This window comes from Bdellovibrio sp. ArHS, assembly GCF_000786105.1.
Taxonomy (GTDB): domain Bacteria; phylum Bdellovibrionota; class Bdellovibrionia; order Bdellovibrionales; family Bdellovibrionaceae; genus Bdellovibrio.
Genome location: NZ_JTEV01000021.1, coordinates 37,917 through 61,184, shown reverse-complemented (window position 1 = coordinate 61,184; position 23,268 = coordinate 37,917). Strand labels below are relative to the sequence as shown.

Sequence of the window (23,268 nt, the reverse complement as noted above, 5' to 3'; positions counted from 1 at the left end):
AGGGTGAAGGCGGCTTGGTCGTCGGCACCAAAGCAGTAGCAACATTGAATTGGATTAAAAGAAAACAGGGAGACTGAGTGAGTAATCCAAAGGTTTTTGAGTTTGCCAAAGAGATCGGGATGACCCCGCTAGCCCTCATGGATAAAATCCGCGAGTGGAATTTGCCTGTGAAAAGTCACATGGCAGAGCTGGATCCGAAAGTTCTAGAGCAAATTAAAATTAAACTCTCAGGTGGGGATAAACCTGCTGAAGAGACTAAACCGAAAAAAGCAGCAACTCGTAAAGCGGCACCGAAAAAGGCCGCAGCTGCTTCAGAAGGGGAAACGTCGGCCACAGCAGCGCCTGCAAAAACCCCTGTTATTCGTCGTAAAAAAGAAGACGAGGCTCCGAAAGCGAAAATCGTCGCAAAAGCTGACGAGGCTGAAGCTGAAGAATCAGCATCGGCGAAGACAACTCGTGTGGTGGTGAAGAAAACAGCAGCGCCAAAAGCGGAAGCTGAAGAGGCTCCTGTTGAGGAAGTCGCGCCCGTCCCAACTCCGGTTGTGGAAAAGCCTGCGCCGGCAGCAAAAGTCGTCGCAAAAGAGGAAGCTCCAACTCCTGAGGTGAAGGTGAAACCTGAACCTGTGGTGGCAAAAGAAACTCCGGCAGCTCCTCCAGTGCCAGAACCGGCGGCGCCTGCTCCAGCGGCCCGAAAAAAAGAGGTGGTTGTGGGCACAAGTGGTGTCTCCAGTTCTTCAACTCCAGCAACAACTGTGAAAAGAAATATCATCGGTCGCATGGACCTTTCCCGTGTGCAACCGCAGACTCCGCATCGTCAAGGTGACCGACCACAAGGTGGTTATCAGCCTCGTGCTCCGGGGGATCGTCCGCAAGGTACGGGCGGCTATCAACCTCGTCCGGGCGGTTTCAATCGCCCTTCAGGTGGAGCGCCGACACGCAATATCCGTACAGGCTTTGTCGCGGCTAATCAGACGCCCGAGCCAATGCCGGACGCAAATGACTTTAAGAAAAATGATTTCGATCGCCGTAAAAAAGTAGGCGGAGTCGGTACCGGTTCCGCAACAGCGCGCGAGAAAGAAAAAGAGAAGGAAGAAGAAGTAGCGGTCTTCAACGCGGTTGAATTCCGTAAGCGTGAGATGGTTTTCCAGCCGAAGAAGAAAAAAGGTCTTTTGGACCGCGAGGCTCAGAAAACTCAGATCACAACACCTTCCGCGCATAAACGTGTTGTTAAAGTTAACAACACAATGAAACTGAGCGACCTTGCCATGGAGATGGGTTTGAAAGCCCCTCAATTGGTGAAGGTTCTTATGCAAAATGGTGTGATGGCGAACATGAACACCGACCTTGATTTCGATACGATCGCTTTGATTGTTCCGGAGTTTGGTTGGGAAGCACAAAACGTATTTAAGACTGCTGATGCGGTGGCGGAAGAAACGGCCTTCGGTGACTTAAGTGCGGAAGCAGTGATTCGTCCTCCGGTTGTGACCGTTATGGGTCACGTCGACCACGGTAAAACATCTTTGCTGGATGCTATTCGCAATGCGGATGTGGCAGCAGGTGAGGCCGGCGGTATCACTCAGCACATCGGTGCTTACAGTGTTAAAATCGAAGACGGTTCTTTGATAACATTCCTGGATACTCCGGGCCACGAAGCCTTCACGGCCATGCGTGCGCGCGGTGCGAATGCGACAGACATCGCGATCATCGTGGTGGCGGCAGACGACGGTATGATGCCGCAAACGCAAGAGGCGATTAACCACGCCAAAGCGGCGGGTGTGCCGATGATCGTAGCAGTGAACAAAATGGATAAGCCCGGTGCAAATCCAGACCGTATTAAACAACAATTAACAGAGCTTCAGATTGTTCCGGAAGAATGGGGTGGAAACACGATCTTCTGTGAAGTTTCCGCTTTGAAGAAAACAGGTATTAAAGAGCTTCTGGAGCAAGTAAAACTTCTTGCCGAAGTTGCCGAACTTAAAGCCAATCCAAAACGTTCGGGCACGGGTATCGTGATCGAAGCGAAAATGGAAAAAGGCAAAGGACCGGTTGCGACTCTTCTTGTGAAAGACGGAACTGTGTCTGTAGGTCAATACATCGTTGCGGGTACAATGAAAGGCCGTGTTCGTTCTTTGGTGAACGATCGTGGTGAAAGAATTGAATCCGTAGGACCTGGTTTGCCAGCGGAAGTTTTGGGTCTTGAAGCGGTTCCCGCTGCGGGCGACAAATTTGACGTCGTCAAAGATGAAGCGACAGCGAACGAAGTTTCAACTCTAAGAAAAGAACAGGCTGAAAAAGCCGCGGCGACTCCAGCGTCGAAAATGTCTTTGGAAGATATCTTCGCGAAAGTGAAGTCCGGAGATGTGAAGGAACTGGCGATCGTTCTAAAAGCGGACGTTCACGGTTCTTTGGAAGCTATCAACGGCATGCTTTCGAAATTGTCGACTCCAGAGGTGAAGGCGAAAGTCATCCACTCTGCAGTGGGTGGTATCAATGAAGGTGACGTTGTTCTAGCTCACACCGCAAAAGGTATCGTTCTTGGTTTCAACGTACGTCCTGACTTAGGCGCGCAATCCAAGGCGAAACAAATGGGTGTGGATATCAGAACTTACTCGATCGTGTACGAATTGATCGACCAAATGAAAGCAGCTATGGCGGGTCTATTGACTCCGGATGTGGTTGAAGAAGTTATGGGTCGTGTGGAAGTTCGTAATACCTTCAACGTTCCTAAAGTGGGCACGATTGCAGGTTGCTTCGTGATCGACGGTAAGATCCAACGTAACAATATGATCCGTCTTCTTCGTGAAAATAAAATCGTTTACGAAGGTAAGATCGCTTCCCTTAAGCGTTTCAAAGACGACGCCAAAGAAGTGGCTCAAGGCTACGAGTGCGGTATCGGCATTGAAAACTACAACGACGTTAAAGTCGGCGATATGATGGAAGCCTACGTGAAAAAAGAAGTCGCTCGTGAATTGGACGGGAGATTGCAGTAATGAAAAACATGGGTGATGGGCGCCGGGTCGCTCGCGTAGAACGAGAAATTCAAGCTACTATCGCTCAGTTTTTGCTTCGCGGTTTTAAATCACCGTTGCCAGGTTTGGTGACGGTGGCCTCCGTGAAGATGCCGGCCGACCTTCGCGCAGCGAAAGTCTATATCAGCGTGCTGGGTTCCGACGCTCAGAAGAATGAAGCATTGGAAATTCTTCAAGACCGAGCCTTTGAAATTCAGAACTTTATCGGCAAAGAACTTAAAATGCGCTATTGCCCGAAGCTGACTTTCTACGCGGATCACGCGACAGACCAGGTTCTGAAGGTTGAAAAAATCCTTCACGAACTAGAGCTAGAAAGAAAAGCGGCCGGGGCCGACAGTGCAGAGCGATCCGAGGATCGCGGAGCTGAAACAGAAGAGTCTGATGACGAATAATCAAATATTTAATGGTCTTCTGTTGGTGGATAAACCTTCAGGGATTTCCAGTCATGATGTCGTGGCGAGGCTTCGACGTATCCTAAAAACCAAAGCAGTGGGTCATTCGGGAACTTTAGACCCGATGGCATCGGGGCTGATGGTGTGTCTTGTTAACGAAGGGACGAAGCTCAGCCAGTATATTCTGGAAGGGGATAAGGGGTATCGTGTTCGCGCACAATTAGGCGTACGCACGGACACCTTGGATACAACCGGAGAGATTTTAGAACAAGTTACGGTCGACTTTCCTAAAGAGCGCATTTTGGCCGAGGCCTTTAAACTTCAAGGCGAAATGGAGCTGGAAGTTCCCATCTACTCTGCCATCAAAGTGCAGGGCAAAAAACTTTATGAATATGCCCGCCAAGGTCAGGAAGAAGAAGTCGTCATCCCTAAAAAGATGATGAATTTTTGGGATATCGAGGCCGTGGAGATCGGGCCGGACTGGGCTGAATTTGATATTAAATGCAGCAAGGGCAGCTATATCCGCACCTGGGTTGACCTTTTGGGGAAGGCTTTGGGATGTGGGGCGGCGATGAGCTCCCTGCGTCGGACCTGGTCCGCACCCTATCATTTGCCCCAGGCGCAAACCTTAGAGCAGATCGAACAGGCCTACACGGGAGTTCCCCCTTGGGGATCGGCTTTTGTGGGAATGGAACATGCCTTGCCTCAGATCAAACGTATTCGCGTAAAGGGGCAGGACAAGGTGCTTTTGGGGAATGGTCAGATCAGCCATGATCTGCGTTCGCAGCTCATCACAGCTTTTCGGCCGGCCGAGGACCAATACGTGCAAATTTTGGCTCAAGATACGGGGAATTTAATGGCCCTGGTGGGGCTCGAAGAAGGACGCGGATTTGTCCTAAAAAGGGTCTTTAAATATTAGACCGCTGTCCTCTTTGCCTTGACCGGGGTGGGGATGCGGGGTAGAACCTTAAAACTTATAAACAACACTCTACAGCTCGACAGCCATGACGACTGCGGGGTTTGTTTGAAACTTAAGCAATTTAAAAACAGAACAGGAGACTTTAATGGCAGTCACTAAAGATACAAAAAACCAAATCGTTAAAAAATTCCAAACAAAAGATCTAGATACTGGATCTCCAGAAGTGCAAGTGGCGCTTTTGACTGCAAAAATCAACGATTTGACAGTGCACTTCGGCACTCACAAAAAAGATCACCATGGCCGTCGCGGTCTTGTGACTTTGGTTAACAAAAGAAGAAAACTTTTGGACTACCTACATCGCAAAGATGTGAAACGCTACCAAGACCTTATTAAGGCTCTTGATATCCGTAAGTAATCTGACATTCCTGAAGGGGCGAAGAGCCCCTTCACTCTTTTCCTAGACAGGAAATTCTCGTACACTCAGAGCATAAGGCTCTGTCATCAATTCAAGGAGATTTAATGAAAACGACTGTAACTACATCGGTGGGCGGAAAACAAATCACCATCGAAACAGGCCGTTTGGCAAAACAAGCAGATGGATCTGTTCTAGTCTCTTGCGGTAACAACATGGTTCTTGTTACGGCAGTATCTAGCAAAAAAGCCTCTGAACTAGATTTCTTTCCACTGACTGTGGAATATATCGAAAAATTCTACGCGACTGGTAAAATTCCAGGTGGCTACTTCAAGCGTGAAGGTAAACCGACGACAGACGCCGTTTTGATCGCGCGTTTGATTGACCGTCCGATCCGTCCTGTATTCCCTGAGGGTTACAGATACGAAACTCAAGTTGTGGCGACAGTTCTTTCTGCAGACGGTGCGTTCCCTCTTGAGATCCTTTCAAGCTTGGGCGCTTCTACAGCTCTTCATCTTTCTGACATTCCATTCAACGGTCCAACAGCGGCGATTCAAGTAGGTCGTGTTGATGGTCAATTCGTTGCAAATCCAACGCCGCAACAAATGGAAAAATCTGACATCGACTTGATCGTGGCGGGAACTCGCAACGGTCTATTGATGGTGGAAGGTGAAACGAAGTTTATTTCTGAAGCTGACGTATTGGCGGCTTTGAAGTTTGGTCACCAATCCATGATGCCTCTTTTGAATGCGCAAGATGAATTGCGTGAAAAAACAGGTTCGACAGCGAAACGCAACTTCACACCAGCGACAATCGACGCCGACTTCAAAGGTCAGGTTGAGGCTTTCTTGAAGCCGAAAATCGCGGCGGCGCTTTCGATGAAAATCAAACAAGAGCGTTATGCAGCAGCAGCGGCAGCTCAGGCTGAAGCGGAAGTACAATTCTTGGCTTCCATCACTGACAAAGATCTTGCAAAACAACGTAAGAAAGAAATCAGTGCGATTGTTGAAGACCTTAAATATCATGAAGCACGTTCAATGATCTTGGATCGTAAAGTGCGTATTGACGGACGTGACACGAAAACAGTTCGTCCTATCGCCAACGAAGTAGGTCTTCTTCCTCGCGCACACGGTTCCGGTCTATTCACTCGTGGTGAAACTCAATGTTTGGGCACAGTGACTTTGGGAACGGGTGATGACGAGCAAATGGTCGATGCGCTTTTGGGAACGCAAAAACGCAAGTTCATGCTTCATTACAACTTCCCTCCATACTCAGTAGGTGAGGTGGGTCGTTTTAGTGGTCAAGGCCGTCGTGAAATCGGTCACGGTAACTTGGCGGAACGCGCTTTGAAAGCCGTTCTTCCCGAGCACGAAAAATTCCCTTACACAATCCGTATCGTTTCCGAAGTTCTAGAGTCTAACGGTTCTTCTTCCATGGGTTCTGTTTGTGCGGGTACTTTGGCGATGCTTGATGCCGGTGTTCCTATCAAAGGAAACGTGGCTGGTGTGGCCATGGGCCTTATCAAAGAAGGCGACCGCGTTGCGGTTCTGACTGACATCCTAGGTGATGAAGATCACTTGGGTGACATGGACTTCAAAGTGGCTGGAACACCAACGGGTATTACAGCTCTCCAAATGGATATCAAAATTGACTCTGTTTCTTTCGAAGTTATGGAGCAAGCTTTGGCTCAAGCTAAAGAAGGTCGCGCTCACATCTTGAACGAGATGGAAAAGGTGATCAAAGTAGCTCGTGGTCAAATCTCTGAATTTGCTCCTCGTATTGAAACAATCAAGATTAAACCAGATAAGATCCGTGAAGTGATCGGTTCTGGCGGTAAAGTGATCCGTGGTATTACCGAAGCAACTGGCGTTAAGATTGAAATCGAAGACGACGGTACAATCCACATCGCATCTGCTGATCCTGAAGCAACGAAAAAGGCGATCGCTATGATCAACGACATCATTGCTGAAGCAGAAGTAGGTAAGACTTATAAAGGTCGTGTTGTGAAGATTGCTGAATTCGGTGCTTTCGTTGAAATCTTGCCGAATACTCAAGGTCTATTGCACATCTCTGAGATCGCCAACGAACGCGTTCGCGCTGTGACTGACGTTCTTAAAGAGGGCGAAGTGATTGATGTGAAAGTTCTTGAAGTGGATCGCGCTGGAAGAATCAAACTTTCTAGAAAAGCTTTACTACAGTAAGAATGAACACAAAGTTCAAAAAATCTGAACTTTCTAACGGGATCCGAGTGGTGAGTGAACTTCATCCAGGGTCCCGTGCCGTTTCTATCAGTATTTGGGTTTTGACGGGCACTCGGGATGAGTCGCCAGAGAATGCGGGGATCTCGCATTTGCTTGAACACCTGGTGTTTAAGGGAACGAAAACCCGCTCTGCCTATCAAATTGCAAAGTCTTTAGAAGCTCTGGGCGGCGATCTCAATGCCTACACCACTCGGGAATACACCTGCTATCACGCTTTGGTTTTAAAAGACCATTGGGAGACAGCTCTGGATGTGTTGTCGGATCTGGTTTCAAACATGCATCTGAACAAAAAAGAGTTCGACCTGGAAAAGGGTGTCATCCTGCAAGAGATCGCGATGTCTGAGGACAGCCACGAAGAGGTTATTTATGACGTCTTCTATGAGCAGGTTTATGGCAAAAATCCATTGGCTCGTCCTATTTTAGGGACACCAAAATCCATCGCGACGATGAAGCAAAATCAAGTGATGGATTACTATAAAAAGAACTACACCGGAAGAAACATCATCGTCAGTGCTGCGGGGTGCTTGGATCATGCCGAACTGATGGCTGGAATTGAAAAGCGTTTAGGAAAGAAAAAAGAATCTGTCCTGAAGAGCGCTCGTAAATTCCCGCGTTGGTTGAAAAGACGTCACGTCGTTGAAAAACAGGCGGAACAAGTTCATATGCTGATGGGATTCCCGACGGCGAGCTTTAAAGACAAAAGACGCTTTGAGGCTGTCATCACGAATACTTTGCTAGGAGGAGGAATGACCTCCAAGCTGTATCAAAGTGTTCGGGAAAAAAAGGGTTTGGTTTATACCATTCATTCCAGCCTGAACACTCATATAGATTCGGGCATGCTGACGATTTATGCGGGGACTGAGGCGAAGAATGTTAAAAAGGTCGGCGACCTGATTTCCAGGGAATTGCAAAAGATCCGCAAGCAAGGTGTTTCGAAAGCCGATGTGGAGATGTTTAAAACTCAGGTGATCGGCAGTATTTTGCTGAGCTCTGATGATATTGAAAATCGTATGACCTCTTTAGCGGTGAATGAAATTGTCTTCGGCAGCTTCCGTTCTGTGGAGTCGGTGATCGAAGAAATCAAAGCCGTCACTGTCGACTCGGTGAATGAATATATTCGCGAAGAGCTTGATTTAAACGCCGCATCCGGGGTTTTATTAGGACCGGGCGTAACTGAGTTGAAATCTTGGTTCGAAGAATTGACATTATAAAAGGGGATCGGCATGCAAAAGCTCACGGTTAAAGTAAAAAAACTTGAAAATTTTCACGGTGAACTTCCGCAGTACCAATCCTTGGGTGCCAGTGGCTTTGATATTCGTGCGCAATTGGCAGGACCGGTGACGTTAAATCCTGGCGAAAGAGCTTTGATTCCAACGGGTTTGTCTTTTGAAATTCCACTGGGCTATGAGATTCAGGCCCGCCCCCGCAGCGGTTGGGCGGCAAAAAGTGGTTTGACCGTATTAAATACTCCGGGCACTATTGATGCTGACTATCGCGGTGAAGTGAAAATCATCGTGATCAATCTGGGCAACGAATCTGTTGTGATTAATGATCAAGAACGTTGTGCTCAGTTGGTGATTGCGCCCGTGCTTCAGGCGCAGTTTCAGGTTGTTGACGAACTAGGATCTACAGAGCGTGGTGCTGGTGGATTCGGTTCAACGGGGCGTGCATAGTTTTTTATTCTGAAGTGGGGACGTAGCTCAGCTGGGAGAGCGCAACGCTGGCAGTGTTGAGGTCGTCGGTTCGATCCCGATCGTCTCCACCATTTTCTTTTTCTTTCCTTAAATTATTGGTTGGTGGTTTTTTTGCTGAGACTTTGCGATCGGGATGCGAGCCCGACGACGTCGCAAGACAATCCGCCTTCGCGAATTGTCTTGCTCCATGCTCCGCACTAAAACGCGCCCACTCGGCGCATTTTAGTGCGGGCACAAGGTTCGATCCCTGTTTGGGTGCCTTTTGTGAGGCTATAGAGGCGTTATTGAGGGGTGTCTTTTAAAGGTTTCGCATTGTTCTTTGGTGATGTGATTGTTCACGGTGACGGGAGAGTTTCCCAGAAGGTTTTTTTCGTCGCCGATCACATGTCCTGAGTTGCCTAGGATGTGGGCTAGTTCATGGGCCAAGGGACTGTAACCTGATGTCCGGATTTTTTTATAGGTGTCGCTGTTCACTTCGTTCGTGATCCATCCGGTGTCGACGGTGGCAGCTTGTCCGAATCGTCCTCGGCGGTAGGCGTAGCCTGTGTCTCCATGTCTGCCGTCTGCCCGAACAAATGCTAAAATCGGTCGCGCAGCACTTTGCGGAATCATTTGGGCGATCTGAGCATACCGATTATGATCGATATCCAGCCAGTCGTTGGGGGCATCGACGACAATCAGCTTCGCATCTGCCAATTTTATTCCGCATTGACTGTATATTTCTGCCACTCTTAGAAGGGAACTGCGGAGGACTTCAGGACTCCATCCGGTATTTCTGAACATCACAGCTGATAGCCTGAACTCATGAGTGAATCGACTTCTCTGAGCGTTGTCCCGAGCAAGATTTATAGAATGAATTTCTGGATTTTTGAATCCGGCATCGGTCCAATCCATGATTTCTGCTTTTGCTCTGGAGTCCATGAAATCATCACAGCGATTGTTGCCGGGGGGCTGATTCAGATTATTGACTGTTTCTAAGATGAAAGTAGTGTTTTTAGACGACTGGGCTGCAGAAATTTTCGATATAAAAATAAGAAATAAACACACTAGATAGCGTCGCATGTCGCCTCATTTGCAGGAAAAGAATTCTTCTTTATCGGAAGGTGAACTCATTTTTTCAGCCGATGAGTTATTTAAGAAGAATAATTCGCCGAATTTGAAACGACATGCGGGCCTTTTCGGCCCGAGTGCGCTGCTATTTCCAGGTGATGGAGGTTAGGGGTAACTCAGCCTCTTGCACTTGCAGTAGAGGGGTTTGATTGCTTCGATAGACGTCGATGGAAAAGACGAGCTGCGCGCCGTCGGCCTCAGGGCGCTCGGCATTGATATAGGACTCGATAGCCTTAGCTATTTGTCCTGCATCCGTTTTGTCGTAGCTGTTTGGCGCAAGCAATAAAACAGGAAGCACGACCCACTCTGTGTTCGGGGAAGCCGGTTCTAACGGATATTCATACGAAACCCGCAAAGAGTAAGTCAGGTTGTAATTTGATAAAATGATTTTTGATAAAAACAGGTCCACCCAGTTCGTCAGGGATTTGTTTTTAGGCGTGCCGACGAGACTCGCAAATTTGAGTTCATCTTGGTGGATAATAAAAGGTTCCAGCGCGGAGGCAAAAGACATCCAGGCCGTCGCGTCACCATTATTGACATAGCGATATTGTGTTTTCGCCACGCCGTTTTTAAGGGCATGCCAGCCAGGTAGAGAGATATTTAGATCATAGTTCTCAAATTGAAGATCAGGTTTTTGTAAATTTGCGGGGTAGTTTTTATCGACAGTCGCCTTGAATTCAAGAGCTCCGTCTTTTCCTTGCTGGCCTGTGATCTTTACCACAGTGGAAGAGCCATCGAACTTCATTTCCAAGACCGTATCATCGTCCCAGTCTGTGCTGATGGCCAGCTTGTTGGTCACGGTGATATTGTAAAGATCATCAGCGTTTTTGATCTCGGTGTCGTAGCTATAGCTCTGACGTATTAACGTCGGTGGCATCAGTTCCTTGGCATGCACAGTCAAAGAAGAGGCGAGGATCATAAGAATCGCGGAAATTTTTAGGGCTAAATATGTCATACTTTTTCGTACCCTAAACTTTAGCGAAACTCAAATTAAGTCTTTATTACTTCTTCAAGGTCAGTCGGACTGGGCAGTGGTCAGAGCCCATCACCTCAGGCAAATGGCTGACGGCTTTAAGGCGATCCGAGGCCTCTTTGTTGACCAGGAAGTAATCCAGGCGCCATCCCACGTTTCTTTCGCGGACTCCGGGACGATAGCTCCACCAGGTGTAGTGGTTTCCGCCTTGTTCAAATTTGCGGAAGCTGTCGACCCATTCTAAGTTTTCTAAAAAGTGGGTCATCCACGCGCGCTCTTCCGGAAGGAAGCCCGCATTTTTGACATTGGTTTTCGGATTCTTGAGGTCGATTTCCTTGTGGGCGATATTAAAGTCACCGCAGATGATGACTTCGCGGCCTTTTTTGCGCAGAGCCTGCAGTCGTTTTTCCGCAGCCGCGCAAAATTCCAATTTAAACGGTAAACGTGCGTGATCGCGTTGACTGTTGGGCCAATAGCTATTGATGATGGTCTTAGGTCCGAAGTCGGCTTCCAACCAGCGGCCCTCACGATCAAACTTTTCAATGCCTAAACCGCGGCGCACGGCTTCGGGTTCTTTTTTTGAATAAAGAGCTAATCCCGAATAGCCCGGCTTTTCGGCGAAATTCCAGACCGAATGATAGCGAGCGGGGTGGTAAAGGGTTTCATCTTCTTTCAGCGCGTCTTCAGAAATTTTTATTTCTTGAAGGCAGACAATGTCGGCCTTTTCGTTTTCGAACCAGTCGCGAAAGTTTTTACGTTGTACAGAGCGCAGGCCGTTCACATTCCAGGTGATCAATTTCATATTTTTACAATAGATAAGGACCCATCAGAAAGCAAGTCGGGTGGCGCCGATGCGAGTAAGAGAGGACGGGAAGTCCCGCCCTCATTTTATTCCTCAAGGATTTTAATGGTTCCGGCCTTGGCGTCAATGCGAACACGCATTCCTGATTTGATTCTTTTGGTCAGTCCTGGAATGCTGACGATCGCGGGAATTCCCATTTCACGAGCGACGATGGCCGAGTGGGATAACAGACTTCCTCGTTCGACCAAAAGACCCGAGATTGCCGGATACAAGGGGACCCAGCCTGGATCGGTGCGCGCGGTGACCAGGATTTCTCCGTTGAGTTCTAAGTTGTCACTTGGATTTAAGATGACTTTGACGACGCCCTCAAGCACCCCAGGGCAGCAAGGAAGACCTTTCAAATCATAATCGCCGGATTCTGCGACTTGAGGGATTTCTTCTTTGATAAAAGTATTGTCCCAATAAACTGCACCACGAGTCATCACGCGAGGATCTGTTTCTTCGCTAAATTTTTCGTAGTCTTTTTTACGTAGCTCTACGAAGGATTTTAAATTGAAAGAAGGCAAAGTGCCGTTATAGATGCCAAACACCTCTTCGATGGTCAGCCAGAAAATATCCCGCGGTTGTTCCAAAGCGCCCATGGTCGCCAGATCTTCGCCGATGGTTTGGAAGATTGTTCGGGCGATACCGTAAATCCGGGTCCGCGCAAAACGTGTGTTCTCGCGATTCTTCACGGCCTTACGGGCATGTTTAAGAACCCAGAAATAAAAAGTCTTCTTAAATCCCGTCAAATGCGACGCGACTTTGCTTTCAGCTTGCGCACGCAAGGACTTTTCGTGAGAGTCATCGTGAATCTCGGTCTGACCGGACTTCAAATAGTTTTTCAAGCAGACGAATAAATAGCTCGGGTCCGTTAAAAGATCGATTTCTTCCAATTTCATTTCGCTCATACAACGGAAGCCATATTTGTCGAGATAATCGAGCACGGACTTATAAAATTCTTGGTAAGGAGATTGATTCAAAGCCTCTAGCCCCTCGGCGGGGTCCACAGTTTCAATAAGTTTACGAAGCTCCGCGTTTTGTGCGGCTTTGTTGGCCAGACGTAAAAGAGCTTTGGTGGGTTCCGCACTTTCCAAGCCGCCTTCACCAGCAAGAAGGTCGTTTTGGATTGTGGAATCCAAATCCTTAAGCCATGTCGTGGTGAGTTTGCGTAAAAGACCGAAGTGCACCATGCAAAGAAAATCATTGATGATCGGAGCTTTCCAGCGACCTAACATGTTTCTTTCCAGCTCCATGTAGATGCGAATCAACTGGTCGCCGCGCATGCGCTTCAAAGGCAGACTGCGATACTTGTCATAGTCGCGATGGAAGGTCTTGAGGAAATCATCCACCGTGCTTTGAATGGTGAAATGATATTTAATAAAATTAAAACCGGTGATCGCCTTGCGAATGCGCCCACTTAACGTGTCCCAGGAAGGATGCGGTTTGATGCGATCTGCGATCTCCTCGCTTAAGGCTTCCGAGACTCCCATCATGGTTTCCATGAATTCACGATTTTGTTTAAATCCTGGCAGGACTCCGACCAGCTTGTACCAATTAAAGAGGTTGTAGTACACACGGCCATTCAATGAACCGAGCATATAACCCAAATACGAATCCATGTCTTTGATGATCTCGTTCGGAACTCCCAGAACCTCGCAGAATTGCACATAGACGGCCTTGTAATTGCGAAGAGCAAAGCTGAAGCTTAACGGAGACGTCAAACCGCCGTAGGATTCAATGATGTTAGAATTGTCCCAAAGATTTGGATAGCCGATAAGATCCGCCTGCAGAGTTGTGACCGGGCGGGTCTGTAAAATATAGATTTTTCCACCTTCAATAGCCCACTCGATATCTTGGGGGCGGTGATACTGCTCTTGAATCTTGTGACCCAAGCGGTACAGTTTGGAAAGTTCCTCGTGGGTTAACGAGGCCGTATTCACTAACGGGGCGGGCACAGGTAAAGTCGAGCAATGCCCGGAAGAAGATTTCTTCATCATCTCTTTTTTCTCGACGACTTCTTCTTTCAGCAGTTTGCCTGAGTGAGCCTCAAGCCAGAACGAGTCCGCATCCAGCGTTCCTGAAACCAAGCCTTCGCCGACGCCATAGACCGAGGAAACGACATAACGATCGATTTTCTTTTCGACGGGGTCACAGGTGAAAAGAACGCCGGACTTATCTGGGTCAATCATCCGCTGTAACACCACGGACACTGAAATTTTCTGAAGGTCGATGCCGTTTTCCAAACGGTAAACCAGACTTCTTTCGGAAAATGCAGAAATCCAGCACTGACGGATGTACTTAAGAATATCCTCTTTTCCAGATACATAAAGAAAGCTTGAAAGCTGGCCTGCAAACGAATGCGACAGACTGTCTTCATCGGCTGCTGACGAGCGCACAGAAAACACATTGTTGGCCCCTAAGTCCTTCAGGGCTTTGTCTAAAGAGTCTGCAAGATTTTGAGAAAGCCCGGTTTTTTCAAACAGGTCGCGAACTTCGGCCTCGGCCTGCAACGGAGTAATTTCTTTGCTGAACAGCCTTTGCATGATTAACGACAATGTTGTCTTCACCGACGGAGAATCCAGGAATTCCTGGAAGTACTTTTTGCCGAACACCACCCATTCAGGAATGGGCAGTCCCGCCTGCGACATCAAATACAGATTAAAGCCTTTTCCACCGGCTTCATTTTTTGCAAAGAACAGCGTTGATTTTGGCGTGACCAGCATAATTAGGATCTCCACATATAGATCACTAGGGCATAGTGAAACAGCAAATAAACCCCGGATATCGCACGGAAGAATTGCGCAGCAGGGGTGGTTTTTTTAATAATATAAACTGAACTTAAAACAATGTAAGCGGTCAAAGACGCGGGCCAGATCCAGTGCGGAAGAAGATAGTAAACAACCCCCACGCCCAAGATCGCCTGACTCAGGGAAAGAGCCCAAGCTCCTTTGTCGGAAAAAATATTTGAATAGGAAGGGACGTGCGGTCTTTCCTCGGCAGAGGCGAAAGTTTTTCTCGCAAACTCAAAAAGATTAAAAAACGCCCAGTTCATAAAGACAAATAGCAAAAGTTTCGGCGAGAGTTCTTGCGGATTCATATTCGTCATGGCCACGCCGCTAGAAAGACCCAGAAGTACGCTGACAAATGTGTGGGTCACTGCATAGGTTGTCAGATGCGGGCGCAGGACATCGCCGACAAAAAACTCTTCATACATCAAAAGGCTGTAACCCATGGCGGCGGCATGAATAAGAAGGCAGAAAAGTCCTAACGAACTGGCAAGGACCACTTCGAAGACAATCAGAACCAACAATGCCACCTTGACTTGGGACACTGTCAGAATTCCCCGAGCCAAGGGACGTGTGGGGTTGACCTTAACGTCGACCTCATAGTCCTTGATTTCATCAAAAAGGCGCATGCGGAAAAAGAAGGACAGCAGCAAAAGAAAAACCAGGACAAAGCGTCCCCAATTCCACGGCTGTCCCTGCGCCGAGGCAAAAAAGAGTCCGTTGGCCCCTGTGAATAAAAAGATCATGGGCACATAAGAAGCCGGACTGAAGCGTTCTTTAATAAGAATCCACCAGTTAAGCAATGATCACCTCGGGATCGTTGAGTTGATCACGCAGAACTTTGTACTCCACTTTGGAATGATGGCGTGGGTCCATAGGAATTTTTTTGACGAATTTGATTTGGTCCACGGGAATTTTATTTTTTTCAAAAACCCGGCGGATATCCTTTTTCGCCGACTCAAAGTCAAATGACTTGGCGTCAATGTCCTGCTTTAGTTCCACCACGGCATAGGTCGCCTGACCCAGTGTTGCGTCAGGAACGCCTAAGAAAGCACAGCGATAGGTAAAATCAAAACGTTTCAAAAGAACTTCCGAGCGTACCGGGAAATAATATTTTCCGGCCCTTTCGATGGCATTATTCACGCGGCCGACAATCCAAAGATTTCTATCGCCATCGATGTAAGCCAGATCGCCGGTGCGATGCCAGACGCGGTCTTTGTTATCCAGAATCTTCGTGGTTTTAAAGGCGTCGGGATTGTTGTAGTAGTCGCGGCAGACATGGTCGCCCGTGCAGATAAACTCGCCGATTTCACCCGTCGGAACTTCGATTTCTTGCCACGAGGAATTCTTCAGTTCGACAGGACCGTCTTTGATACGGATGAACTTGAAGTCGATGTCTTCGCTGATATGACCCACGTTGACGCCTTCTTCGATGATTTCAGGGTCCGTGATCTTGCTTTCTTTCAGCATGTCGCGACCCTCGATATGCGCCATGGGTTCGGCCTCGGTAGAGCCGTATAAAATCCAGAGCTCAGTTTGTGGCGCGATTTCGTAGAAGGCTTTGACGTCATCTTTAGAAATCGGAGCGCCTCCCGTGACGACACGGCGAAGACCTTTTAAAATCAAATTCTTTTCCTTGCAGTAGCGAGCTAAACCAACAAGCATACTCGGCGAAAGAGTCGTGCAGTTAATATTTTCATTTAATATCTGACACGCCAGAATTGCAGAATCTCGTTCGGAAGGGGCTGCCAAATCCAACGCCGGCAAGACCGTGGTCACACCCGAAGCCAAATTGTTCAAACTAAAGATCGGGAACGCGGGCATGTCCTTGTCTTTTTCTGTGTACGGAATCACGTGCGAAAGGGCATGGTGCTGGGCCGAAAGAAAACGATGTGTGCGGTTGGCCCCTTTGGGTTTTCCGGTCGAGCCCGTTGTGAAAGTAATCAACGCGGTGAACTCACTTTCCACCGCCGCAATCGGCGACGGATCTTTCTTCAGAAGCTCTTCAAAGCGGTGCGTGCATTTATCTCCCGGACCGTACATGATTCGAATCGGCATGGATTGAAATTCTGGAACCTGATTCACCAGCTCAAAAGCCATATTAAAGCTGATCATCGCTTTGGGGCCGACGCATTCTGCCGAAGCACCTAGGTGATGGCTACGTGCCCAGGAATCCAGGAAGACGGCGATGGCTCCGATTCTTTGCACGGCGAACATGGCCGTGTACATGTCTAGGCTCATCGGCAGGAAGATGATGACCCGATCTCCCTTTTGAATACCGATATCCAAAAGTCCTCTGGCAAAGGAATTAATTCGCGCAGCGAAATGTTTGTAGGTGATTTGATCATGAGGCAGGCGAGTGTGCGGATTCCCATCCCATTTCGCCAAAGCCTCGCGGGAAACCCAGGACAGGGCGACGCGCTCTGGAAATTCGCGCAGATGTTTTTCCATATAGCTGATCACGTTGTTGCGTTCATCCGCGCCGGGATAATAACCAATTTTTTCAGAAGGGTGGGACATACCTGATTTCTCCTGCAAAATTTCTAAGATGTTTTGAATGTGAGACCAAAGAAGACTGTGTCCTGCCTTGGCGGTTTTGATAATTTTGTGCGCCGGATACTGAGTGACGATCTGATTCTGAATGGACTCATCGGTGATTTTGTCTTCACTGCCATAGACGACGGTGACCGGTGTTTTGACGACATCCTGAGGGGTCCAAGGATTGTTTTGCATTTTCAATTTGTTGAAGGCCGTTTCCTGCCACAGACGCCAATCAAAGCGTGCGGTGATTTTTTGCAAATAGGGATGGTCAGCCAGTGACCACGGATGAAATAGATCCTGCAAGAAGGCGTCTTTCGATTTTGCAAAGTTGGATTTTATCAAGGCATCACCTAAAATCGGCAGCTTCAGTAAAGCTCCGGCGACGCCAGAAATTTCCCGCTCGGGTTTTAGATAGGGAGTCACCAGGATCACTTGCTCGACATATTTTTCGTAGGCCGGAAGTGTTTTCAAAATACGGTATCCACCCCAGGAATGTCCCAAAAGAATTTTTTTCGAGGAATCGCGAGTTAAAAGACTCAGCCATTCGTCGCTGTCGGCTTTGACCGCGTGAAGAGTGTAACCCAAGGGCTGAACGGCCTCTTGCAGAAGAGTCCAATCTTCCGGGTGACCGGGGTTGCCATGCAATGCAATGATGGTTTTCATATTTTTATTCCTTGCAAACGAAGCTTGTAAAAATCAATAAGACGGGGATTGGTGCGATAGACAGTTTGCTCTGTTTTTGTATTTTCAATTCCTTGAATCTTTTGCGTGCGGGCGATTTCAGCCAGCACCTCGTTGGCTGCGGTGGTTTCAAGGCGCGCGGCGTGTTTCAGAGACTCCAGATAGTTCTTTTTATCCGTCGGGACTTCGACGACTTTAAGTAACGCGCCATCATCCAGCTTCGACGTCATTTCGTGCAGCGAAAAGCCGAAGGAAGTTCCTTGCAGATGGGCCCAGAAGTCACACATCAAGCCGCGCTGGTGTGGTAAAAGACCATGATGAATGTTGATGCAGCCGATTTTGGGAATGGCTAAGAGCCGCTTTTTAAAAAAAGAGCGGGTGCGCGCATTTAAAATCACATCGGGTTCTAAAGAGGCCAGAAAGTTCAAAGACTCTTCAGAGTTCACGTCTTTAAGCACCCAGACTTTCTTGCCGACGGATTCATAACGCTGCTGTTTGCGGCTTAAAGAGTTATCCAGGCTGTTTTTAAGAAGATGCCAGCCCATCAGGGGACCGGCCCCCGAAAGCATTAATAAAAGGGCTTTCAGGTAAATATCGGCGCTGCGGTTATCAATGACCACCAACCCTTGTACAAACGGGTTGTCGGCCAGGCCGAAAGTTAAATCATCATAGTTATCCGGCACGAATGTAACGGCCGAGGTGATAACTAGGGTCTTCATGCAGCTACCTCGATGCATTCCAGGAGTTAAACAAATTGCTTTCCTGGACCTATATCGTCAGGTTTGGTCTCGACCAATAGAGAGTGGGAAGAATTACCGACAAAGGTCTAGCTTGCTTACATCTAAGATTGAGACGCCAAGGCTGTATTCAAATTTAGGATATTTGGGAAACTTATCCGAGTCTTTCCAAACGTGAAATATCGATGCGATTCCAAAGCCAGATGATAAAAACAATGGCAAAAAGAATCGTGACTAAGCGAAGGGCGCGGCGCTTATCCATCTGAAAGTTTTCAGTCAGACCGACCGCCATTAAAAGAGCGGTGAAGGCAAAGCCCACCAAAGTGATGGGAGGGATGACTTCGGAACCAACCTGAAAAACAAAGAAGGGAATGTTGGCAAAAAGAATCAAGGTGAAGATCTTGCGTAAAGAGCAGGTGCGCTTTTCATAGACTTGGAAATAGTAATAAATAAAAAGAGCCCCGATAAAAGTTGTCGTGACACCGACGAGGGGAGAAATAATGAATCCGCCCATCAAGCGAAAGAAGTTCGGAGGCACAAGCCCGGTCAAAACACCCGAAGCCATCGACAGAGCCACCAGGGTGACAAGCAATGTCGCCCAATTCCAATCCGGCAATGTCTTGATTTTTTCAATCGGGTGACGAAGATAGTTCACGATGTAGCGAAGCACTTCTTTGGCATTGTCGGAGTGAGCACCGGGTGTAACGTCTCTGTAGTCTGTCATAACGATATTGCATCACTAGCTGGGGTCTTTAGCAAGGGGATTTACAGCGAGTCCCTGAGGTCCATTTCCGCCAATGTCTGTGCACGGGTCAACAAACGCTGGCTGTTTTCAAGGGCCGTTTTGGTGTTGGCACCCAGCACGTTTAACGAAGGCAGTTTCTTATTTTTGGCGGATTGGCGATGCAAAGAATAGGAAAGCTCTAACAACGGTGTAGCCGGGCGATGTGGAAACTCAAGCACTTCTTTAGGAATGGGATACGCCTTTAAGGACAGAACGCGCGGGTCCTCAACCCCAAGATCGGCAAGCTCGGTAATGCTGATCACGCTGGGGGAGCGGCGTGAAGCTAAGAGGTCTGAAAACTCCGCCATGGTGGGGGCGTCAACCACCAAGTGGAAGCGACGTTGGCTTTTTTCTTGTTGTTCTAGAAAATGACGAAAACGTTCTTGGCGCTGTTCGGTGTTTTTCCAGGGAAGATGCAGAGTGAATACTTCGTAACCATGTTCGGCCAGGAACACGGTATAGATATTCCAATACTTGCTAAAGTAAAACAACGAGCGAGGGCCTGTCACAAAAAGCAAAGGCCAGCGGGTTAAAAGACAGTTGGGTTGCAGTTCGAAAGGAAGTTCCTGGCGGGCGCGGGCACGATTTGCAAAAATCGCGAGCCCCAAAATGAAAACTAAAAGACTTAATGAAAAAACTAAAACATCCACGTCCCCATTATAGGGACGTCGTCAGGCGAAAGGCAAAGTCAAAGGAGTTTTTATCAGCCGTACGATTCACAACGGCAGAGCGGGCGCTGATTTCGGCTCCCAGGGAAAGATTTCTGTGAACTTGCGCCGCAAAACCGGAAGAGATAACCAATGAAGGAGTGGTGTCATCAACATCGATATTGCGAGTCGCATCGGTGAAGCGTAGAAAGCGATTGGAAAGACCTGCACTCAAAGAATAGTTCCAGATGCTCTCAAGCTTATTCGTGTAACCAAGTTTGAGGTCGAACTCTTTCAGGGAAAGTTCTTCGGCGCCAGAAGAGGTGACACCATAGTTTCTAAACACCCCTTCGGAGTACCAGTTTGGCGAGAACAAATCCATTCCCATTGAAAGTTGAATGCCGCTGGCGTGGCGATTGAAGTTTTTATTTTGTGTGGCAATGTTCGTGAAGGTGTTCACGTATCCGATACCGGCATGCAGGCGCACTTCATCAAACGAACTGGTCTGTTTAGCGGCCATGACATTCTTTTTCGCGCTAAGTTCATCCAAAAGTTGGTCGTAGCTGACCTCTTCATAGTCGGACGAGCCGGGGGCGGCCTGGACTAAAGTGGCAGTTGAAAAGATGGAAAAAGCGATCAAAACGAATTGGAGTGCTTTAGATATTTGCATTCCTTGATTCTAGCAAGGCTTTGTCATTTTTCATAAAATCATCTTTCGTTCTGGACCTCTTTATTGGCAAACTAGATATATGTTTCCAAGCTTTCGCCAACATCACAATTGCTACTGCGCTTTCTGCAAAACGCCTCGGCGCATTTATCGCAAGAAAAGCATTTCCTTGATCAATATTTTGGGAAGTGCTTTGGCGTCGGTGGTGATCATGTTCGCGATCTGGCAGCAGTATGATCCGCGCGTGATGATTGCCTTTGTTGTCTGTTTGGCGTTTTCAGAGATCTTCGTGAAAATTCGTTGGCGTCTTTCAGTGGTGTGCCGCGCTTGTGGATTTGATCCGGTGATATACACCAAAGACCCTGCCTCGGCAGCGGAAAAGGTGCGCAACCAACTGGATATTCGCAAGCAGGATCCTAAGTATCTTTTGGCGAGACCTTTAAATCTGCCCGCAATTCCCGCAGAGAAAGCAAAAGCCCTACAAGAAAAGGGCAAAGGGCGCTTGGTCTCTCGGTCCATTTGATCTAAAGATTGCCTTGGTGGCGCGTTTGTGCCAGTTTAAAGAGGCATGAAAACACTGATTGTTATTCCCACGTACAATGAAAAAGAAAACATCCAAGCCATCGTTCCGGCGGTTCTTGCGCAAAATTTAGGCGTTGAGATCCTGGTCGTCGATGACAACTCACCTGATGGAACCGGTGCCATTGTTCGTGAAATGCAAAAAAATATTCCGCAACTTCACTTGCTGTCGCGTCCGGGAAAACAGGGGTTAGGGAAGGCCTATATTGCCGGTTTCCGCTGGGGCATGGATCATGGTTTCGAAGCCATCACGGAAATGGATGCTGACTTTTCACACCGACCCGAAGACTTAGGCCCGCTATTGAAGAAACTTGAAACCCACGATTTTGCTGTAGGTTCTCGCTATGTCGAGGGTGGACGCACGGTCAACTGGGGCCTTATCCGTAAAATCATTTCCCGAGGCGGTGGCATTTACGCGCGTTTGATCCTTGGATTTCCTTTGAACGATTGGACGGGCGGCTTCAATGCGTGGAAAAAGGAAGTCTTGCACGCGATTGACCTTTCCACCGTTGAATCCAATGGTTACAGTTTTCAAATTGAATTGAAGTACAAAGCTTTGAAAAAAGGCTTTAAAGGTGCTGAATCTCCGATCGTTTTTGAAGACCGCCGTGTCGGGCAAAGTAAAATGTCTATGAAAATAGTGATTGAGGCCTTCTATCGTGTTTGGCTTATGCGCTTTAAATAAAAGTCCTTGGGCTTTTATTTTTTTATTTTTTCTTCCCTTGATTTCCTGGGGCCAGGCGCAACAGGCGACAGTCCTTTTAGACGGAGCCTTGGTGTATCAAGATGCCGACTTCGATGCGCCCGTGATTGCGACTTTGAAAAGAGGCGCGGTCCATAGTATCTCCACAGGAAAGAAAGGTCCGTTTTTCAAAATTCGTCTTAAGCCCGGCTCGGTCGGTTGGATCTCTGACACGGACGTCAAGCCCGGCGTTTATAAATTGGCGGCACCGAAGGAAGAAAAAAAACGAGTTGAGGAAAAAGAAGAAAAAAGAAAGCCTTTCTTTGCCACTCGTTATCGTGGTCCCGCTTTGGATTTTATTAACTTCACCGAAGACACCTTAGGTCAGGAACGTTCGGAATTTTTGCCTTTTTACGGCGTGAAATTCAACGGATTCAATACGATTTTTACAGGCGAAATCTATACCGAAGGAAACATCTTGTTTCATCTCGGCGCTCCCAAATATTATTCCGAGGTGACGGGCAAAGGTGGCGACGGTTTTATTTTCCTTGCGGATTTTCTTTTTCAAACCGTGTTGCCCCAGGGGAAAAACGGAATTTTCTTTTACGGTTTTGGACCGATGTTTAGGTATTCGCATTTCACCTTGGAAGTTCCCAACGGAACCAAAACCCTCAGTTATTCCGCCGACGACATGACTCTGGGGGCGGTTTTTGATTTGGGACTTTCCTGGCGCTTCGGACGTTACTCGGTGCGAACCGATGCCAAATATTATTGGGAACGGACCAAGTACTATGGATTCGGTTTGAATTTGGGCTGGGAATTTTAGCCGCTTAAAAGTTCTTCGCTAACGCATTGCAAATTTACTGGCAGTCGATCCCGGGAATGTTAAATCGAGATCTCATCACGAGGGGTCTTCAGTGCGTTCCATCTTGTTTCTGGTGTTATTTCTTTTTGTCATCAATTCGGGTGCCGCAGAGCTTGAGCCCTATTTCGAACTCTTAAAACAATCAGGTGTGAACTATGAACCCGACGGCGCGATCTGTGAGCAGGTCGCGAAGCTTCGTTATCGCGCAGAATACCCCGAAGCGCAGTTCTTAATCACAACGGGTGTTGAATATAGCACTGGTGGGCAAACCCTCGGGGAACTCGATATTCTGGTGATTGACCGCGCAACTGAAAAAGTCGTCTTGGTCAGCGAAGTGAAATGCTGGAAAAATGTGGAGCAGGCTTTGGATAAAGCCAAGTCTCAACGCCAGCGGTTTTTATGGAATCTAGAGAAACATCCTCGGCAAATGCAATTTGCCCCCTCGGAAGATCTACAGCTGAAAGTATCACAGTTCGATGCCGCGACAGCGTACCGCTCCCTGTCTCAGATGGGTGGACTTGAAAAAGGTTTTGATGCGGAGCTAGAGCTTTCTTTATCCGAGCTAAAACAGCTTCGTATGCAGCTTCTTAAATGCCAGGCCTGGGGAGAATGTCAGCGCCCCCAATAAACGGTTTTTTTACTAATGCGCACTGCGGCAGGGTGGA

At 47.9% G+C, this 23,268-nt stretch carries 22 protein-coding genes and 1 tRNA gene; 13 read left to right on the top strand and 10 right to left on the bottom strand.

The annotated features are described in order from the left end of the window. Positions 1–77 precede the first annotated feature (77 nt). The 8 genes from infB to OM95_RS12205 all read left to right on the top strand — a co-directional run bounded on the left by infB (position 78) and on the right by OM95_RS12205 (position 8,778). The gene (gene infB / locus OM95_RS12240; RefSeq protein ID WP_041874275.1) at positions 78–2,990 is read left to right on the top strand and encodes a translation initiation factor IF-2; all 2,913 of its coding nucleotides are present in this window, start codon (positions 78–80) and stop codon (positions 2,988–2,990) included. After that, positions 2,990–3,421 (top strand): 30S ribosome-binding factor RbfA, encoded by a 432-nt coding sequence (gene rbfA, locus OM95_RS12235; protein WP_041874273.1) that lies wholly within the window; start codon positions 2,990–2,992, stop codon positions 3,419–3,421. Before infB ends, rbfA begins: the two co-directional genes overlap by 1 nt. After that, positions 3,411–4,340 (top strand): tRNA pseudouridine(55) synthase TruB, encoded by a 930-nt coding sequence (gene truB, locus OM95_RS12230; protein ID WP_041874271.1) that lies wholly within the window; start codon positions 3,411–3,413, stop codon positions 4,338–4,340. Before rbfA ends, truB begins: the two co-directional genes overlap by 11 nt. A 145-nt stretch (positions 4,341–4,485) precedes the next feature. Continuing rightward, positions 4,486–4,755 carry a 30S ribosomal protein S15 gene (rpsO, locus tag OM95_RS12225; RefSeq protein ID WP_041874268.1) on the top strand — a complete coding sequence of 90 codons (270 nt, stop codon included), beginning with the start codon at positions 4,486–4,488 and terminating at the stop codon, positions 4,753–4,755. Between the two features lie 104 nt (positions 4,756–4,859). Continuing rightward, complete coding sequence (gene pnp / locus OM95_RS12220; protein WP_041874265.1) at positions 4,860–6,953, top strand: polyribonucleotide nucleotidyltransferase; 2,094 nt, start codon at positions 4,860–4,862, stop codon at positions 6,951–6,953. A gap of 2 nt (positions 6,954–6,955) precedes the next feature. Next, entirely contained in the window at positions 6,956–8,224 is a 1,269-nt protein-coding gene (locus OM95_RS12215) for a pitrilysin family protein (RefSeq protein WP_041874262.1), read from the top strand. 12 nt (positions 8,225–8,236) lie between these two features. Beyond that, complete coding sequence (gene dut / locus OM95_RS12210) at positions 8,237–8,686, top strand: dUTP diphosphatase (RefSeq protein ID WP_041874259.1); 450 nt, start codon at positions 8,237–8,239, stop codon at positions 8,684–8,686. 16 nt (positions 8,687–8,702) lie between these two features. Continuing rightward, positions 8,703–8,778: transfer RNA gene (locus OM95_RS12205), tRNA-Ala, on the top strand. 199 nt (positions 8,779–8,977) lie between these two features. On the opposite strand, the gene OM95_RS17325 is transcribed toward OM95_RS12205, so the two are convergent. Then, on the bottom strand, positions 8,978–9,403 hold the full coding sequence (locus OM95_RS17325; RefSeq protein WP_291516276.1) for a hypothetical protein: 426 nt from the start codon (positions 9,401–9,403) through the stop codon (positions 8,978–8,980). Positions 9,404–9,559: 156 nt separating this feature from the next. Between OM95_RS17325 and OM95_RS17320 the strand changes: the two genes are divergently transcribed. Further along, positions 9,560–9,685 (top strand): hypothetical protein, encoded by a 126-nt coding sequence (locus OM95_RS17320; RefSeq protein ID WP_291516274.1) that lies wholly within the window; start codon positions 9,560–9,562, stop codon positions 9,683–9,685. A gap of 217 nt (positions 9,686–9,902) precedes the next feature. On the opposite strand, the gene OM95_RS12195 is transcribed toward OM95_RS17320, so the two are convergent. The 9 genes from OM95_RS12195 to OM95_RS12155 all read right to left on the bottom strand — a co-directional run bounded on the left by OM95_RS12195 (position 9,903) and on the right by OM95_RS12155 (position 20,480). Then, on the bottom strand, positions 9,903–10,772 hold the full coding sequence (locus OM95_RS12195) for a hypothetical protein (RefSeq protein WP_041874254.1): 870 nt from the start codon (positions 10,770–10,772) through the stop codon (positions 9,903–9,905). Positions 10,773–10,818: 46 nt separating this feature from the next. Next, the gene (locus OM95_RS12190) at positions 10,819–11,592 is read right to left on the bottom strand and encodes an exodeoxyribonuclease III (RefSeq protein WP_041874251.1); all 774 of its coding nucleotides are present in this window, start codon (positions 11,590–11,592) and stop codon (positions 10,819–10,821) included. Between the two features lie 86 nt (positions 11,593–11,678). Further along, positions 11,679–14,357 (bottom strand): phosphoenolpyruvate synthase, encoded by a 2,679-nt coding sequence (locus OM95_RS12185; protein ID WP_041874250.1) that lies wholly within the window; start codon positions 14,355–14,357, stop codon positions 11,679–11,681. A 2-nt stretch (positions 14,358–14,359) separates the two neighbouring features. Next, the gene (locus tag OM95_RS12180; protein ID WP_041874249.1) at positions 14,360–15,223 is read right to left on the bottom strand and encodes a UbiA family prenyltransferase; all 864 of its coding nucleotides are present in this window, start codon (positions 15,221–15,223) and stop codon (positions 14,360–14,362) included. After that, positions 15,216–17,624 carry an alpha/beta fold hydrolase gene (locus tag OM95_RS12175; protein ID WP_041874248.1) on the bottom strand — a complete coding sequence of 803 codons (2,409 nt, stop codon included), beginning with the start codon at positions 17,622–17,624 and terminating at the stop codon, positions 15,216–15,218. The genes OM95_RS12180 and OM95_RS12175 overlap by 8 nt, the downstream gene beginning before the upstream one ends. Beyond that, entirely contained in the window at positions 17,621–18,361 is a 741-nt protein-coding gene (locus OM95_RS12170; RefSeq protein WP_041874245.1) for a formyltransferase family protein, read from the bottom strand. The genes OM95_RS12175 and OM95_RS12170 overlap by 4 nt, the downstream gene beginning before the upstream one ends. Positions 18,362–18,533: 172 nt before the next feature. Then, positions 18,534–19,103 carry a YIP1 family protein gene (locus tag OM95_RS12165; RefSeq protein ID WP_041874243.1) on the bottom strand — a complete coding sequence of 190 codons (570 nt, stop codon included), beginning with the start codon at positions 19,101–19,103 and terminating at the stop codon, positions 18,534–18,536. Between the two features lie 41 nt (positions 19,104–19,144). Further along, positions 19,145–19,813 (bottom strand): hypothetical protein, encoded by a 669-nt coding sequence (locus OM95_RS12160; protein WP_041874241.1) that lies wholly within the window; start codon positions 19,811–19,813, stop codon positions 19,145–19,147. Between the two features lie 7 nt (positions 19,814–19,820). Continuing rightward, positions 19,821–20,480, bottom strand: coding sequence for a hypothetical protein (locus OM95_RS12155; RefSeq protein ID WP_041874239.1), 660 nt, complete (start codon positions 20,478–20,480; stop codon positions 19,821–19,823). Between the two features lie 79 nt (positions 20,481–20,559). Between OM95_RS12155 and OM95_RS12150 the strand changes: the two genes are divergently transcribed. The 4 genes from OM95_RS12150 to OM95_RS12135 all read left to right on the top strand — a co-directional run bounded on the left by OM95_RS12150 (position 20,560) and on the right by OM95_RS12135 (position 23,231). Further along, positions 20,560–21,000 carry a hypothetical protein gene (locus OM95_RS12150; protein WP_041874236.1) on the top strand — a complete coding sequence of 147 codons (441 nt, stop codon included), beginning with the start codon at positions 20,560–20,562 and terminating at the stop codon, positions 20,998–21,000. A gap of 45 nt (positions 21,001–21,045) precedes the next feature. Beyond that, entirely contained in the window at positions 21,046–21,741 is a 696-nt protein-coding gene (locus OM95_RS12145) for a polyprenol monophosphomannose synthase (protein WP_041874234.1), read from the top strand. A gap of 37 nt (positions 21,742–21,778) precedes the next feature. After that, a complete protein-coding gene (locus tag OM95_RS12140) occupies positions 21,779–22,564 on the top strand; it encodes an SH3 domain-containing protein (protein ID WP_291516272.1) in 786 nt (261 codons plus the stop codon). A 91-nt stretch (positions 22,565–22,655) separates the two neighbouring features. Continuing rightward, entirely contained in the window at positions 22,656–23,231 is a 576-nt protein-coding gene (locus OM95_RS12135) for a hypothetical protein (RefSeq protein ID WP_041874230.1), read from the top strand. The last annotated feature ends 37 nt before the right edge of the window (positions 23,232–23,268 follow it).